We start from the raw sequence: 15,077 nt of genomic DNA, 5'->3' as shown, positions 1-15,077 counted from the left end.
TTACTAGCGGTGTGAATTATGCAGCTGCCTTATTATCGATACCCTCATTGATCATGTTCTGAATAAACACTCCGTAACCACGCTGAGCATCATTTACAAAAACATGAGTAACCGCTCCGATGATTTTCCCATTTTGAATTATTGGGCTGCCGCTCATGCCTTGAATAATGCCGCCTGTTGCTTCCAGAAGTCGTGGGTCTGTTACTCGAACAATCATGTTTTTACTATCGGTACGATTATGCATAACACGATCTATATTGATACTGAATTCTTCAACTTTTTCTCCTTGGATTACAGTATAAATTTTAGCCGGCCCTACTTTTACTTCAGATTCCCAACCAACAGAAATTGGCTCTTTATAATATGGATTCGTGATTTGGCCTCGCAATTTGCCAAATATTCCAGTCAACGAATTTTTTTCAATTGTACCGGAAAAAGGAGAATTCGTGACAAAGGAACCAATCTTTTCGCCAGGATGACCGCGTTTACCTTTTTGAATTGAATAAATCGTTGAAGCCATGATTTTACCATTATAAACTTCAATTTTTTGATTAGTATCAGCGTCCGTAATTACATGTCCTAATGCTCCATACTGGTTTGTTGCTGGATCAATAAAAGAAAGTGTTCCAACACCTGCTGCTTCGTCCCGAACAAATAAGCCGACTCTATAACGCCCAGTTTCCACACAAAAAATAGGTTTTATAAGTTTCTCTAAAATTTGGCCTTGGTGCTTAAACATAACTTGAGCTACACCGTTTTGTTGTCCTGCTAAATTAACGGCATCAGATACATCCTGATCTGTACGAACCTCCTGATTGTTAATCTTTAGAAGAGTATCGCCAACTTCAATTCCCGCCTCTTTTGCAGGATAAACTTTTTGACCGCCTTTGTCTTCAATGGCTGCTTGTCCTACTACCAAAACTCCTTTTGTCTGTAAGGAAACACCAATTGATTGACCACCTGGAATCAATTTCATAGGGGGCATAACTTCTATTTCTCCGGATCGTATCGGAAAAATCCCAAAGAGTTTATAAACGACTTCAATTTTTTCCGATATCTTAGAATCTAACCCACCCGAAGAAACTGAAACCGTTTGATTTGAAACAACTTCTTTTTCTTCTTTGACGATTTTGGACCAAATTCCTCGGAACTGTGGCTCTGTTTGTAAATTCAGAGTAAGATTTTGCTCAGGAAACTCCACCAACTGTTGAAACTCAGGATTCAGACATAGGAAGGTGCAGAACATGAGACCGAATAAAACAAAAATCCTCGTTTTTCTCACTCTCTTATCACCCTCCACTCTAGTCTCCCCAATTTTCTTCCTTTTTCCTCATTTTAGAGTGTTTTAATGATTTGAAGTGAATTCTAATCTTAAATTATCCAAATTGCTCATGTTTCATCCTGTAAATTTCGTACCATATTTTTAAACATTGGTAACTCAGACAACAAATAAAAAACAGACTACTTTATGTAGCCTGTTTCTAAAAATTTTTTATTAAACATTTTTCTTAGCTTTTTTCTTAGTTTACTTGAAATGAATGGCAAATTAAGGCTGTTTTCGGCAACGTTCAAACAATTCCTGTGCATGCTGGCGTGTAATATCTTCCTCGTCCCCTCCAAGCATGCGGGCCAATTCTTTAAGTCGTTCTGTTTCCGATAAAACGTTAACTCTCGTACGAGTTCTTTCGCCGTCTACCTCTTTCACAATACCATAATGAACTTCGGCGAAAGCAGCAACCTGCGCTGCATGAGTTATACAAAAGACTTGTTTATCCTGAGCTATTTTAGCCAGCTTTTCACCAACTTTATGAATAGTTCTTCCCCCAACCCCGCTGTCCACTTCATCAAAGATAAAGGTACCCACTGATTCTACTTTGGCTAACATACTTTTCAGAGCCAGCATCAAGCGAGACATTTCTCCCCCTGAAGCAACTTTGCTCAGTGGTTTAGGAGGTTCTCCCGGATTAGCGGAAAAATAGAATTCAAGAATTTCCGCTCCCTCTAAGGTAGGGTCTTCAATTGGTGTAAAGCGTACCTCGAAGACACTTCTTTCTAAACCCAAATCGGAAAGTTCTAAGGTCAAACCCTTTTCAATCTGTTTTGCCATGTCCCGTCTCTTGGAACTGAGCTTCCCGGCGAAGGTTTCATAAGCCTGACGTGCTTTTTCCTTTTCCTCCTGAATTAGTGCCAGCTTTTCATGAGAGTGAGTTATCTTCTCTAGTTCATCAAGCAACTCCTCTCGTTTGGCTACTATTTCATCAATGGTCGCACCATACTTTCTTAGTTTGGATAGTTGAATAAGCCGCTCCTCAATCTGATCGAGCCTGTCGGGTTCAAATTCCAAGTTGTCTTTATAGCTGCGGACTTGATGGGCCAAATCTTCCGCCGCATAATAGATGCTCTCCATCACTTCTGAAAGATTTAGTTCCTCATCCCAACGCTTTAATTCCTGAAGGGCTTTCAAAGAGCTTGCCAATAAATCAATCGCGGCCGGTTTTCCCGCAGAACCTTCGTACAACGAGGAATATACTTCAGAGATCAGACTCGTAATACGTTCGGCATTATTCAAACGTTTCTTCTCTTGAACCAGTTCTTCTTCCTCACCAGGCTGGGGATTAATGGTATTTATTTCTTCGATTTGATACCGCAGAATTTCTTCCCTGTTGGCCCGATCTGCTTCAGAAACAGACAATTCCCTTTCTTCACGCAGGATAGCCAGATACGATTTTGCAGCATTTTTCACAAGACGGACGTCATCCTGAAGGCCGCCTAAGGCATCTAAAAGTGTACGGTGATTATCAGAGTTAAAGAGGGATAGATTTTCGATTTGCCCATGGATATCTACAAGTCCTTCACAAAGGGAGCGGTAAAGCGTAAGGGGGATCGTCCGGCCTTGAATGCGACAACTATTCTTTCCCGAAGAATTGATTTCGCGGTACAGAAACAGTTGACCATCTTCCGCCGGATAACCGGCATCCTCCAGTCTTAAAAGACAATCCTTGGCTAAGTCGCGGAACACCCCTTCAATTTTTGCCTGTTTCTCACCATGTCTCAAAAGATCCGAACTCGCACGTCCGCCCAAGAGTACTCCTAAAGCATCAATCAACATAGATTTTCCGGCCCCAGTTTCCCCGGTAAATACCGTTAAACCTTGTTCGAAGGATAAACGAACGTCTTCCATCAAGCCGAAATTTTCGACATGCAGTTCTTCGAGCATAATCTCCCTCCTAACCGAGCAAGTCCGTCAGTCGTTTCAAAACTACTGGTACAACTTCTTTGGGTTTGATCACGAGAAGTATTGTATCATCACCTGCAACAGTTCCTATAACCTCTTCCCAATTCATATTATCCATAACTGCGGCAAGGGCATGTGCATTTCCTGGTATCGTTCGAATCACAATCAGGCTCTCTGTATCATTAATAGAGATCACCGTTTCACGCAATAAACGTTTGAGACGGTCTTGGAGATTCGTCGGATGAACCTCGGTGGGAATCGCATAACGATAATCATCATCGGCAGTAGGAATTTTGGTCAAACCCATTTCCTTTATATCCCGAGAGACGGTTGCCTGAGTTACTTCAAAACCTGCTTGATGTAATTTTTCGGCAAGGTCTTCCTGCGTTCGAATAATCTCCTTAGTAATAATTTCTTGAATTTTCATCTGGCGACGAGCTTTCATCGATTTGCCTCCTGTTTCATTGCACAATTCAAGAATATTGAGCCAAGTTATCTTACCGTACCTCTCGCCTCAGGTCTTCTCGTGCCAACGGTCCCTTAACTTCTCTCGAACTACTTGGGGAAAACTTCGATTCCCTAAGCGAATAAGTTTTGCCCGAATAGGAGCCTTTTGGATAATGACCGATTCGCTCGAATGAAGTTTAATACTAGTTCTTCCATCAAAACTAACAAGGCATTGTTCCCCATTGGACAAAGAAATTTCGATTTCTTCCTGATCTGAGACAAGCATCGGTCGGGCGGACAAGGTATGAGCTGCCAAAGGTGTCAGAAGAACGGCTTGAACGTTAGGACTGAGAATTGGGCCGCCTGCCGACAGGGAATAGGCAGTAGAGCCTGTTGGTGTTGACACAATCAGACCATCTGCAGGGTAACTAACCGAGGGTTCACCTGATAAATTAGCTTGAAGTGTGATAATTCCTTCAGGACTCTCACGGGAAAAAACCACGTCGTTCAAAGCAAGCTGTGAATATACCTCAACGTCGTTTCGTTTAACCACAGCCCTTAACATCAGTCGTTCCTGAATTTGATAGTCCTGGTTAAGTATCTTTTCTAAAGCCTGAAATACATCGATTTTCTCGATTTCACACAGAAAGCCAAGGCGACCGAAATTGACTCCCATAACCGGAATTCCATGAGGTGCACCTTCCCGAGCTGCCTCCAGCAGGGTACCATCTCCACCTAAAGAGATCAAAAAGTCCGTTTTTTGTTTAATTATATCTTCCCATTGTGATAAAACAGCCCAGCAACGTTTCCGAAACCAGTCTTTTATCTCCTGAGCCAATACGGTTGCTTCCGGTTTACTCTTATTGAGCCATAAACCCACGACTCTTTCCATTTCGCTATTCCGTCTCTTTCTGAGCATGTTCAACAACAAATTCCAGCTCGTTCTTCCAATCGATTCCTTGCGAAGCCCCAAGTTTTAACCAAGAAAGATATTCAATATTTCCTTCCGGACCACGGATCGGTGAGTAATCAAGGCCCAGGATGCGGAAACCTGAAACTTCTGCTTGACTGAGAACATCCATGAGAACTTGTCTATGGACCATAATATCTTTGACAACACCTTTTTTGCCCACAAATTCTCTTCCGGCTTCAAATTGAGGCTTAATAAGAGTGAGCACTTGTCCATGTTCCTTTAAGATTTCTTTCATTGCTGTAAAAATCTTAGTTATGGAAATAAAAGCCACGTCGGAAACAACCCAATCCACTTGTTCCGGCAAAGAATCCTTGGTTAAATACCGAGCATTCACACGTTCCATGGAGATTACTCGGGGATCAGTACGTAGTTTCCAATCTAACTGTCCGTAGCCAACGTCTACAGCATAAACGCGTTTTGCTCCATTTTGCAGAACACAATCTGTGAACCCGCCAGTGGAGGCTCCGATATCGACAACGATCTGGTCATTAAATTGAAGTGAAAAGGTTTCAACAGCTTTGGCTAACTTTAATCCTCCTCTTGAAACAAAGGGCAAGATTTCCCCTTTCACCTCAATTCGAGAATTATTCGCTAATTCTGCCCCGGGTTTATCGACACGCTGCCCGCCTGCAAACACGATTCCGGCCATAATCATGGCTTTAGCCTTCTCCCGACTAGCCGCCAAATTATTTTTCACCATTAAAATATCAATACGTTCTTTTCCTTTAGACAATACTTTCTTTTCGCCCCTTCATTTGCCGGTAGACACTCTATCCGGAGATTGGGTGATAGATCCAACTATTTTCAAACGATCTATTGCTTGGATAATTCCTTTAACAGATAATCCTTGAGACATATGCAGCTGAGGAATTGATCCCTGTTCCACAAAACCAGTATATCCAAGACGTTCAACGTTAACCCCTTGGATTCCTTCTTCTTCTAAAAGTTCAAGAATAGCGCTGCCCATACCACCTTTTAAGACATGGTCTTCAATTGTAACAAAATTTTCGGTTTTTTGGGCATAGGATAAGATCAATTCGCGATCAAGAGGATTAATAAAGCGCAAATTGATTACCGCAGCCTCAATGCCTCTATGACGCAATTCTTGCGCAGCTGATAGACAAATATTTACCGTAGGACCAATTCCGATCAATGTCACATCGTTGCCGTCTCGCAACACTTCTCCCTTACCGATGGGAATCTCATGCAATGGTTCCGTTAAGGAAACTCCTTGTCCCGCCGATCTCGGGTAACGCAAAGCAACCGGGCCATCATACTTCAAGGCCGTAAAAAGCATATGGCGCAATTCATCCTCATCCTTAGGAGCCATGAGAATGAGGTTAGGAATAATCCTCAAAAAGGAAATATCAAAAACGCCGTGATGTGTTGGCCCATCATCACCTACGACTCCTGCCCGATCAATAGCTAAGACAACGGGGGCATTTTGCAGGCAAACATCATGGAGAACCTGATCATAGGCTCGCTGATAGAATGTCGAATAAATGGCAACGACCGGTTTAAGTCCCCCGAAAGCCAAGCCAGCGGCAAACGTTACAGCATGTTGTTCTGCAATTCCTACGTCAAAAAAACGTTCAGGAAACATTTCCGCAAAAGTCTTTAAACCCGTCCCACTCGGCATGGCAGCACTTATGGCCACAATTTCAGGGTCATCCTTCGCTAATCGACAGAGAGTATCCCCAAAAATTGCTGTATAGGTTGGCGGTGCAGATTTTTTTATAATCTTACCTGTTTCCGGATCAAAGGGAGCCACACCATGAAATACATCAGGGTTCTCTTCAGCTGGTTTAAATCCTTTTCCTTTGCAGGTTACAACATGAACAAGGACAGGGCCATTTTTATGCTTGGCCTGATCGAGAACTTCTTCTAATAAAGCCTGATCATGACCATCAATTGGGCCCAAATAGGTAAACCCTAATTCCTCAAAAAGCAAGCCGGGAACCAGCAAATATTTCAGGCTGTCTTTTGCTTTAGCAACCATTTTGGCAACTTTCGACCCAATTTTGGGAATACGTTTCAATAACTCCTCAATTTCTTCCTTGCGCTTGTCATAAAGAGGATCCGTTCTTAAACGGTTGAGATAGGAAGACATTGCTCCGACATTTGGTGAAATGGACATCTCATTGTCATTGAGAACGACAATAATGTTTGTTTCATTATGGCCAGCATGATTTAAGGCCTCGTAAGCCATCCCGCCGGTCATAGCCCCATCTCCAATTACTGCGACCACATGATGATGTTTCCCCAGAATGTCGCGAGCCTTTGCAAAACCAACCGCTGCCGAGATAGAGGTACTGGAATGACCTGTTTCAAAGCAATCATGTACGCTTTCGGAGCGTTTGGGAAAACCCGAGATACCTTGATATTGACGTATCGTAGAAAATTGATCATAACGACCCGTTAATAACTTATGAACATAGGTTTGATGGCCGACATCCCAGACAATCTTGTCCTTAGGGCTGTCAAATACCCTATGCAATGCTATTGTCAATTCAACGACTCCAAGGTTAGGTGCTAAATGCCCGCCATTTTTAGAGATCACATCAATCATATGTTTTCGAATCTCTTGAGCCAGAGTGTTAAGCTCGGCCAAATCCAACGAGCCCAAATCATTTGGTTCATGGATTTTTTCGAGTAGTCCCATCCTTTTTGCCCCCCCGTTTATTCGCTCCGGTCAGATTCCAACCCGTAATTCGTTCGAAAGCAGCAATAACACTCCCGACCCAGGCAATAATTGTATTCGCTTCTTGGATAGCCAGAGACTTACCTATTGCTTTACCGGTGACAGTTATTGACGCCACCAAGGCCAGGATAATCGTCGTTAACCAAATTTCTTTCGTTCCTAAATTCGGATATAACCGGACTATATCTATAACAATTGCCGCTGCCATCACTCCGCTTAAGGTTCCTGTAACATCCCCCACGACATCATTCGCCATATTGGCTACCAAGTCTGCATGCCGTACAAGAAACACCGCTTGGCGTGCACCTTGGACACGGTTGGCAGCTCTGGCATGATGAGGAGCTTCCTGAGCAGCGGTGGCAGCAATCCCTATAATATCAAAAACAATATGCACTCCAATTACGGTTAAAAGCAAGAAGGCTGCAACCCATAAGGATGAGGTTTTGCGCATTAATAACTCTGAACTGACCCCAACAGCGGCTGCAATAAGAAAGCTCCCAATGAAAACAAGGCTTAGATGCTTCAAGCTTTTACGTTTGCGAACTGCCAACGTTCCGTAAACCTCCTCAATATACGTCTGATCAGATTAAAAGTCCCACAATAATTCCTACGAGAACACCGCCAAAGACCTCTAAGGGTGTATGTCCAATTAATTCTTTTAATCGGTCTTGGGCCAGATCTGACCCTTGGGACAATCGCTCAACCAGTTGATTAAGAACTTCTGCTTGTTTGCCGGCTGCTCGCCTGACTCCCGCAGCATCATATAAAACAACCATTCCGTAAACAGCAGAGACTGCAAAAATAGGAGAATTCCATCCATAATATTTCCCGATTCCCAAAGCTAAGGCACTGACCGTTGCTGAATGAGAACTTGGAAATCCTCCAGAACTCAATATAAGTTGAAGGTTGAATTCACCTGCCACAATTAGGTTTATAACAACTTTTAAAAGTTGGGCAACAAGCCAAGCCGTTACTGCAGAAACAAGTATCGCGTTATAAAAAATCCCTGGAAAAATGGGCATGGTAGCACCCTCTTTCAATGCTGACGTTGTTCGATATAAACAGCAAGATCGCCAAGAAACCCTGCCCCGTTAGCCAATAGTTTTAAGGCAGATTGAGCTCTTTGAATTTGAGCATGCAGCTGACATTTCGCTTCTTCAAGGCCCAATATCGAGACGTAAGTTGCTTTCTCTTGACGTTGGTCACTGCCTGCAGGTTTACCAAGGGTCTCACTGTCTCCGGTTACATCTAAAATATCATCTTTTATTTGAAAGGCCAGCCCTAAGGATTGAGCATAATTGGTTAAGGCCTCAATCTGCTCTTCAGTGCCTCCTGCTAATATACCGCCAAGACGAGCGGAGACTGTCAATAACGCACCCGTCTTCGCTTTATGTATTTCTTCGAGTTCCGCCAAAGAAAGGTTTTTCCCTTCACCTGCAATATCTAAAACTTGTCCTCCCACCATACCGTTTTTTCCCGCTGCAACAGCCACTTCACGGATAACTCGAAGCTGCCTTTCGGGTTGACAGAGAACCGGATCGGCGAGAAATTCAAAGGCATAGGTTAACAACCCATCCCCTGCTAAAATTGCATTAGCCTCACCAAAAACCTTATGATTAGATAATCTTCCCCTTCTATAGTCATCATTATCCATTGCCGGTAAATCATCATGAATGAGAGAATACGTATGAATTAACTCCAGAGCTATAGCAGCGGGTAAAATCTTTTCCGGATCTCCTCCCACTGCCTTGGCCGAAGCTAAAGCTAAAACTGGTCGGATACGTTTACCTCCTCCAACCAGAGAATAGGACATGCTTTCACTTAGTTTATCCTTGCCCCAGGGCATTTGCGCAAGATATTTCTCAATCATGGTTATATACTGTTGAAAGGTTTCCTGGAACACTACTCTCTCATCCTTTCACATCAAAACTGATGGGCTGAAACTGTAGTTGTCCATCAGGGTCTTCAAGTAAAACCTGCATTTGTTTCTCCGCCTGATTTAGCACCCTGGAACAATGTTGGACGAGAGCAACACCAACTTTAAAATAGTTCAAAGCGTTTTCTAAAGGAAGGTCTTTCTGTTCAAGAGCCTTAACAAGGGATTCTAATCGTTCAAATCCGGTTTCCAAAGAAATAGCGTCTCTTTCTTCTGATATATCAAAATTGAGAAGCTCTTCATTCATATTATTCAATCTCCTTCTCAGTTACCTTGCAGACCAGCCGTCCTTCACTTAGATGAACACGAATCTGTTCCAGTAACTCGACATTCGCAGCCGAACGAAGAAGTTTTCCTTCTTCATTATAGGCCAGGGAATATCCTCGGCCTAAGATCGCTAACGGACTTAGTAAATCCAATTTTGCCGCCAACAAATTTAGTATACCATTTTTATCGTTGACAAATCTAGTCATGCCTTCCTGAAGACGCATATGAAGGCTATCCAAACGCTGGCGATTCTGATCAATTCTCCAGAACGGATCCTTAAGCGGACCCTTATTAGCAATCCCCGCAAGCTGTTGGCGTTTGCGTTCAATTTGCGCTTCTAAGCCATTCTTCAAGCGAGTCCGCAATTGCTCTACTTGAAGCTGTAAATCACCCAGTATGGGAACAGCCAGTTCAGCCGCCGCCGAGGGAGTTGGAGCTCTTAGATCTGCCACGTAATCAGATATAGTTACATCAGTCTCATGCCCAACTGCCGAGATAATGGGTATTCTGGAGGCCGCTATTGACCTTGCAACAATTTCCGTGTTGAAAGCCCACAATTCCTCGAGAGACCCGCCGCCTCGCCCGATAATAATAACGTCGACTGCTTCTGAACGGTTTAGCCGGGCGATTGCTTGGGCAATTTCTTGCGGCGCCAATTCACCTTGCACAGCAGTAGGCGCCAAAATCCATGAAAGATTTGGATGACGACGCCCCATAACATTGAGTATATCTCGAATAACTGCTCCTGTTGGGCTTGTTACAATCCCAATACTGCGAGGATAAGCAGGAATCTTTTTCTTTCGCACCGGGTCAAATAATCCCTCTGCGGCCAGCTTTTTTTTAAGCTGCTCAAAGGCTAAGTAGAGTTGTCCTAGACCACTTGGTTCCATTTCCTCAACATAAAATTGTACCGTTCCCTCACGATCATAAATGCGCAGATTACCGCGTACCAGAACTTTCAATCCATCTGACGGGGCAAAACGAACTCTTTCAGAACGGCTTTTAAACATAACCGCTTTAAGACTGGAAAACTCATCCTTCAAGGTGAAATACCAATGCCCGGAGGCACGATGATTCTTAAAGTTCGAAAGTTCTCCGCTGATCCAACAATTTTGAAAATCTTTTTGTTCCTGAAGAACTTGACTGATTTGACCCACAAGTTCGGATACCGACCATATTTTGGGCACAACCTTCACCTCAAAATCATTATACCATTAAAAAAGTGGATCGAGTCAAGCTTTCCGGACCGCGCCCGGAAAGAGAAGTTTAGTTCAAAACTAAATGCCTACGTATTTATTGGATCTTACCATCACCAAAGTGGCCATTTATAAAATCCATAAGCGCCCTTCTTAAAACAAAACCATGCATAAATAGTGGTTTAAATCATCCACTTAAATGCATGGTTTTGTTTATAAATAAGTATACATATTCGTTATGCAACAGCCTCAACGAATTTCCTTACCCACCCATAAAATTCATAGCTAATCATTATTGGTCAGTCATAGGCGGCTGATGATATTAAAGTCTGCTTTGTACTACGGCAACTGTTTCTGCACAAATTGCGGCAGCCTGTTCAAATAACCGAGTCCGTTCGGCCTTGACCCGTTCTTGGTATGTCTGATCTTTTATCTGAGGCAGATTAATATCAACACTTAGCATCGCCGATTTAAGGGCGTTTTCCGCCAAATAAGCAGCGACCCCTACATCACTAATGGCTCCTTTATTCCCGATTGGCGCTAATTCTTGAGCTAATTGCAAAACTTTAAAACAATTTTGGGCAATTCCCAATGGTGTATCGGTAGCTGAAACCAACACTTCCTGCAGCTTATTAGCCCTCATCGCTTTTTCTTCTTCAGTACCCTTTGGTAATTTTAATACCGCCATAAAATTTGAGAACTCGGCTATATCTTGACTGAGTCCTTTTTTTAAGAGGTCCAGAACCATTTCCGCCTGTGCCAAAATCTCTTTTACCTTTGGCTCAACCTCTTTATATTTTTCCTTGCCAATGGTCAGATTAGCGACCATACATGTCATGGAAGCAGCAAGGGCTCCAACATAGGCAGAAACACTCCCTCCGCCCGGTGTTGGGGAAGAACTAGCAGATACCGTTAAAAAATCCTCTGTTGTCCATTGCCAGATTTGATTTGAGTCCACTATCGCTTACCTCCTTGCAAGACAATTCCTTTAAGAACATTGCGCATGATCAAAGCCGTTGTTAAAGAGCCAACTCCGCCGGGAACAGGAGAAATCAAGTCAGCTACCTCTTTGACAGCCTCAAAATCCACGTCTCCGCAAATTCCCTCCGGAGTTTCGTTAATTCCTGCGTCAACAACAATGGCACCTTGTTTAATCATATCTTTCTTAATTAATTTAGCACGTCCGACTGCAGCAATGACAATATCAGCCTGACGGGTAAAGGCCCCAAGATCAGGAGTTTTAGAATGGCAAATAGTTACCGTAGCGTTATGCTTTAAAATTAAGAATACTAAAGGCTTTCCAACTGTTTCTCCGCGGCCGACGATGACCACATGCTTGCCTGCAATTTGTACACCCGAACGGACAAGCAGTTCAATACAACTCTGAGGAGTAGCGGGGAACAGTCCTTCCTCACCACTTAAAATGTAACCTCGATTAATCGGGTGAACCCCATCAACATCTTTATCCGGTCGAACAGCTGCCATGACCTTTTCTTTGGCAATACCTTTGGGAAGAGGAAGCTCAATCATTATCCCATGAACATTCTGATCTTGGTTAAGTTTTTCAATCTGAGCCAGAACTTCGGCTTCAGGCGTACTGCCAGGCATAACGAATAATTCGAAGGCCATACCCAGACTTTCACTGACTTTTTGCTTTGACCGAGCATAAACTACGGATGCCGGATCATCTCCAACTAAGATTACAGCGAGCTTTGGTTGGATACCTTTCTCTTTCCACTGAACGATCTCCTCACGAATTTCTTCCTTCAGAACTTTTGCTACTGCTTTTCCATCTAGTAGTTGAGCCAATTGACACACTCCTCTCATAATTTTGGCTAGGCCTTGCTTCGCACTTCACAAGTTAATTCGAGCTTATTAGTTGTAATATTATAAAAAAACTGAATCTTTTTAGGCGAATTTAGGCTGAATTCGTTTGCCCAACAAAATTCAGCCTAAATTTTGTATTATTTCGTTTTTAGGTAAGCATCAATACCGGCAGCGGCCTTTTTACCGGCACCCATGGCCAGAATAACTGTCGCTGCACCTGTAACAATATCTCCGCCGGCGAAAACACCAGGTTTCGAAGTCATTAGGGTTTCTGGATCTGCGACAATATTACCGCGTTTATTTAATTCTAATCCAGGCGTCGATGTTGTAACTAATGGATTAGGACCTTGTCCAATCGCTACGACGACAGTATCCATTTCGATTTCGAATTCCGAACCGGAAATAGCGACCGGAGCCCGCCGTCCAGATGCATCAGGTTCACCAAGTTCATAACGCAGGCAAGTTAAACTCTTCACCCAACCCCGTTCATCTCCTTCGATGGAAACAGGATTGGTCAAAAGACGGAATTGAATTCCTTCTTCCTCAGCATGTTCAAGCTCTTCTTTCCGAGCCGGCATTTCGTCACGTGAACGACGGTAAATGATATAAACATTTTCTGCACCTAAACGCAGCGCTGTCCGCGCCGAATCCATGGCCACGTTTCCAGCACCGAGAACTGCCACATTCTTCCCAACTTTAACAGGGGTTGCATAATCCGGGAATTTATATCCCTTCATTAAATTCGTTCTGGTCAGAAATTCATTAGCTGAATATACACCATTGAGATTTTCTCCGGGGATATTCATAAAATAGGGAAGCCCTGCACCTGTGCCGATAAATACGGAATCATAGCCGTTTGCCATAAGTTCATCTACAGAAGTTACTTTTCCCACAACTTGATTGGTGAGAATTTCAACTCCCATCTGTTTCAAGGTATCAATTTCTGTTTGCACAATATCTTTAGGAAGACGGAACTGAGGAATCCCATACATCAGAACGCCTCCGGCAACGTGCAACGCTTCAAAAATCGTAACAGCATGTCCCGCTTTCGCTAAATCGCCGGCGCAGGCTAAACCTGACGGTCCTGCTCCAATAATGGCGACTCGTTTTCCGCTCGGTTCAGCTTTTTCCATCTCTGCTTTCTTTGCTTTCATACCGAAGTCTGCTGCAAAACGCTCAAGACGTCCGATAGCCACAGGTTCCCCTTTTATGCCCAGAATACATTTACTCTCGCACTGGGATTCTTGAGGACAAACCCGGCCGCATACTGCAGGCAAAGAATTTTTAATTTTCAAAACTCTAGAGGCCTCTTCAAAGTTTTCCTCAGCAATTTGTTTAATAAAATCCGGAATAAGCACTTCCACCGGGCAGCCAGTGCGGCATAAAGGCTTTTTACATTGCAGGCAGCGCTGGGCTTCCTCGACAGCCATTTCTTTAGTATAGCCCAGAGCAACCTCTTCAAAGTTATGTGCTCTGACCTTTGAATCCTGGCAGGGCATTTCGTGACGGGGTATTTTGTTTGCAGCCATTAATGATGCCCTCCTTCGTGATGACATTCCAAACGAGCCTTAGCTCGATTTTCCTCGTCCTTGTAAAAGGCGAGACGTTTCATGGCCAAATCAAAATCAACCAAATGGCCATCAAACTCAGGACCGTCGACACAAGCGAATTTAGTCTCATTGCCAACACTGATACGGCAAGCACCACACATACCAGTTCCATCGACCATAATTGGATTCATGCTGACAATAGTTTTTATACCTAAAGGACGTGTATACTCTACAACCGCCTTCATCATGATCATTGGACCAATCGCCCAAATAGCAGCGACTTTGTGCCCTTCGCTTAACACTTTTGCTAAACCATCGGTGACAAACCCTTTTACGCCGGCACTGCCATCATTGGTGGCAATGACTACCTCATTGCTTACGGCGCGCATTTCTTCTTCCAAAATCAAGAGATCTGCACTCCTCGAGCCCAAGACCGAAATCACATGATTGCCGGCATCCTTTAATCCCCGAGCAATGGGATGAATCGGAGCGATCCCCAGGCCTCCGCCGATACATACAACAGTACCGTAGTTTTCAATTTCGGAAGCAACCCCCAAGGGGCCGACAAAATCCTGGAACGTATCGCCTTCATTCATTGTTGTAATGATCGCCGAAGAGTATCCTACATCTTGAACGACAATAGTAATTGTTCCTTTTTCACGATTAAAATCCATAACAGTCAGCGGAATTCGCTCGCCAACCTCATCAACCCGGACAATTACAAATTGCCCGGGCTCAACCTTAGCAGCTACAGCCGCAGCTTCAACTTCCAGCAAGGCTATACCTTGAGCCAAAAGTCTTTTCTTTACAATACGGTACATTTGACTCCTCCTCAATGTCCAGAGTAATTAACCCATATTTTTATATTTAATTGTTTATTCGATATCTTTAAGTCAATATCCTTCAAAAATAGCTTGATTAAACGTATATAAAAAAATCATTTAT

15 protein-coding genes are annotated in these 15,077 nt (G+C 43.4%); all 15 read right to left on the bottom strand.

Annotated features, from left to right (window positions below; all coding sequences use genetic code 11):
* Window positions 1–16: 16 nt before the first annotated feature.
* Complete coding sequence (spoIVB, locus tag ACPUYX_RS18840) at window positions 17–1,300, bottom strand: SpoIVB peptidase (protein ID WP_426381153.1); 1,284 nt, start codon at window positions 1,298–1,300, stop codon at window positions 17–19.
* A 246-nt stretch (window positions 1,301–1,546) separates the two neighbouring features.
* Entirely contained in the window at window positions 1,547–3,217 is a 1,671-nt protein-coding gene (gene recN / locus ACPUYX_RS18835) for a DNA repair protein RecN (protein ID WP_426381152.1), read from the bottom strand.
* 10 nt (window positions 3,218–3,227) lie between these two features.
* Window positions 3,228–3,680: an arginine repressor gene (argR, locus tag ACPUYX_RS18830; RefSeq protein ID WP_088226409.1), complete on the bottom strand. Its 453-nt coding sequence runs from the start codon at window positions 3,678–3,680 to the stop codon at window positions 3,228–3,230.
* Window positions 3,681–3,749: 69 nt separating this feature from the next.
* The gene (locus ACPUYX_RS18825) at window positions 3,750–4,574 is read right to left on the bottom strand and encodes an NAD(+)/NADH kinase (RefSeq protein ID WP_426381151.1); all 825 of its coding nucleotides are present in this window, start codon (window positions 4,572–4,574) and stop codon (window positions 3,750–3,752) included.
* 4 nt (window positions 4,575–4,578) lie between these two features.
* Window positions 4,579–5,388 carry a TlyA family RNA methyltransferase gene (locus tag ACPUYX_RS18820; RefSeq protein ID WP_426381150.1) on the bottom strand — a complete coding sequence of 270 codons (810 nt, stop codon included), beginning with the start codon at window positions 5,386–5,388 and terminating at the stop codon, window positions 4,579–4,581.
* Window positions 5,389–5,406: 18 nt separating this feature from the next.
* Complete coding sequence (dxs, locus tag ACPUYX_RS18815; protein WP_426381149.1) at window positions 5,407–7,317, bottom strand: 1-deoxy-D-xylulose-5-phosphate synthase; 1,911 nt, start codon at window positions 7,315–7,317, stop codon at window positions 5,407–5,409.
* Window positions 7,292–7,906, bottom strand: a complete 615-nt coding sequence (locus ACPUYX_RS18810; protein WP_426381148.1) for a hypothetical protein — start codon at window positions 7,904–7,906, stop codon at window positions 7,292–7,294. Before ACPUYX_RS18810 ends, dxs begins: the two co-directional genes overlap by 26 nt.
* A gap of 31 nt (window positions 7,907–7,937) precedes the next feature.
* Complete coding sequence (locus ACPUYX_RS18805) at window positions 7,938–8,378, bottom strand: divergent PAP2 family protein (RefSeq protein WP_426381147.1); 441 nt, start codon at window positions 8,376–8,378, stop codon at window positions 7,938–7,940.
* Window positions 8,379–8,392: 14 nt separating this feature from the next.
* Complete coding sequence (locus ACPUYX_RS18800) at window positions 8,393–9,259, bottom strand: polyprenyl synthetase family protein (RefSeq protein ID WP_426381146.1); 867 nt, start codon at window positions 9,257–9,259, stop codon at window positions 8,393–8,395.
* Between the two features lie 7 nt (window positions 9,260–9,266).
* Window positions 9,267–9,539: an exodeoxyribonuclease VII small subunit gene (xseB, locus tag ACPUYX_RS18795; protein WP_426381145.1), complete on the bottom strand. Its 273-nt coding sequence runs from the start codon at window positions 9,537–9,539 to the stop codon at window positions 9,267–9,269.
* Window position 9,540: 1 nt separating this feature from the next.
* The gene (xseA, locus tag ACPUYX_RS18790; RefSeq protein WP_426381144.1) at window positions 9,541–10,746 is read right to left on the bottom strand and encodes an exodeoxyribonuclease VII large subunit; all 1,206 of its coding nucleotides are present in this window, start codon (window positions 10,744–10,746) and stop codon (window positions 9,541–9,543) included.
* A 331-nt stretch (window positions 10,747–11,077) separates the two neighbouring features.
* Complete coding sequence (locus tag ACPUYX_RS18785) at window positions 11,078–11,713, bottom strand: cyclodeaminase/cyclohydrolase family protein (protein WP_426381143.1); 636 nt, start codon at window positions 11,711–11,713, stop codon at window positions 11,078–11,080.
* A complete protein-coding gene (locus ACPUYX_RS18780; protein ID WP_088226400.1) occupies window positions 11,713–12,564 on the bottom strand; it encodes a bifunctional 5,10-methylenetetrahydrofolate dehydrogenase/5,10-methenyltetrahydrofolate cyclohydrolase in 852 nt (283 codons plus the stop codon). The genes ACPUYX_RS18785 and ACPUYX_RS18780 overlap by 1 nt, the downstream gene beginning before the upstream one ends.
* Window positions 12,565–12,719: 155 nt before the next feature.
* Entirely contained in the window at window positions 12,720–14,111 is a 1,392-nt protein-coding gene (gene gltA / locus ACPUYX_RS18775) for an NADPH-dependent glutamate synthase (protein WP_426381142.1), read from the bottom strand.
* Window positions 14,111–14,953: a sulfide/dihydroorotate dehydrogenase-like FAD/NAD-binding protein gene (locus ACPUYX_RS18770; protein WP_426381141.1), complete on the bottom strand. Its 843-nt coding sequence runs from the start codon at window positions 14,951–14,953 to the stop codon at window positions 14,111–14,113. Before ACPUYX_RS18770 ends, gltA begins: the two co-directional genes overlap by 1 nt.
* Window positions 14,954–15,077 lie beyond the last annotated feature (124 nt).

This window comes from Desulfosporosinus sp. SYSU MS00001 (assembly GCF_049943955.1).
Classification (GTDB): Bacteria; Bacillota; Desulfitobacteriia; order Desulfitobacteriales; family Desulfitobacteriaceae; genus Desulfosporosinus.
This window is presented reverse-complemented; position numbering and strand designations above follow the sequence as displayed.

What these genes read in the sequence shown, in the direction of transcription:
- recN (WP_426381152.1), bottom strand. Translation starts at nt 3,217, where the DNA reads ATGCTCGAAGAACTGCATGTCGAAAATTTCGGCTTGATGGAAGACGTT.
- argR (WP_088226409.1), bottom strand. Translation starts at nt 3,680, where the DNA reads ATGAAAGCTCGTCGCCAGATGAAAATTCAAGAAATTATTACTAAGGAG.
- ACPUYX_RS18825 (WP_426381151.1), bottom strand. Translation starts at nt 4,574, where the DNA reads ATGGAAAGAGTCGTGGGTTTATGGCTCAATAAGAGTAAACCGGAAGCA.
- dxs (WP_426381149.1), bottom strand. Translation starts at nt 7,317, where the DNA reads ATGGGACTACTCGAAAAAATCCATGAACCAAATGATTTGGGCTCGTTG.
- ACPUYX_RS18805 (WP_426381147.1), bottom strand. Translation starts at nt 8,378, where the DNA reads ATGCCCATTTTTCCAGGGATTTTTTATAACGCGATACTTGTTTCTGCA.
- xseB (WP_426381145.1), bottom strand. Translation starts at nt 9,539, where the DNA reads ATGAATGAAGAGCTTCTCAATTTTGATATATCAGAAGAAAGAGACGCT.
- gltA (WP_426381142.1), bottom strand. Translation starts at nt 14,111, where the DNA reads ATGGCTGCAAACAAAATACCCCGTCACGAAATGCCCTGCCAGGATTCA.
- ACPUYX_RS18770 (WP_426381141.1), bottom strand. Translation starts at nt 14,953, where the DNA reads ATGTACCGTATTGTAAAGAAAAGACTTTTGGCTCAAGGTATAGCCTTG.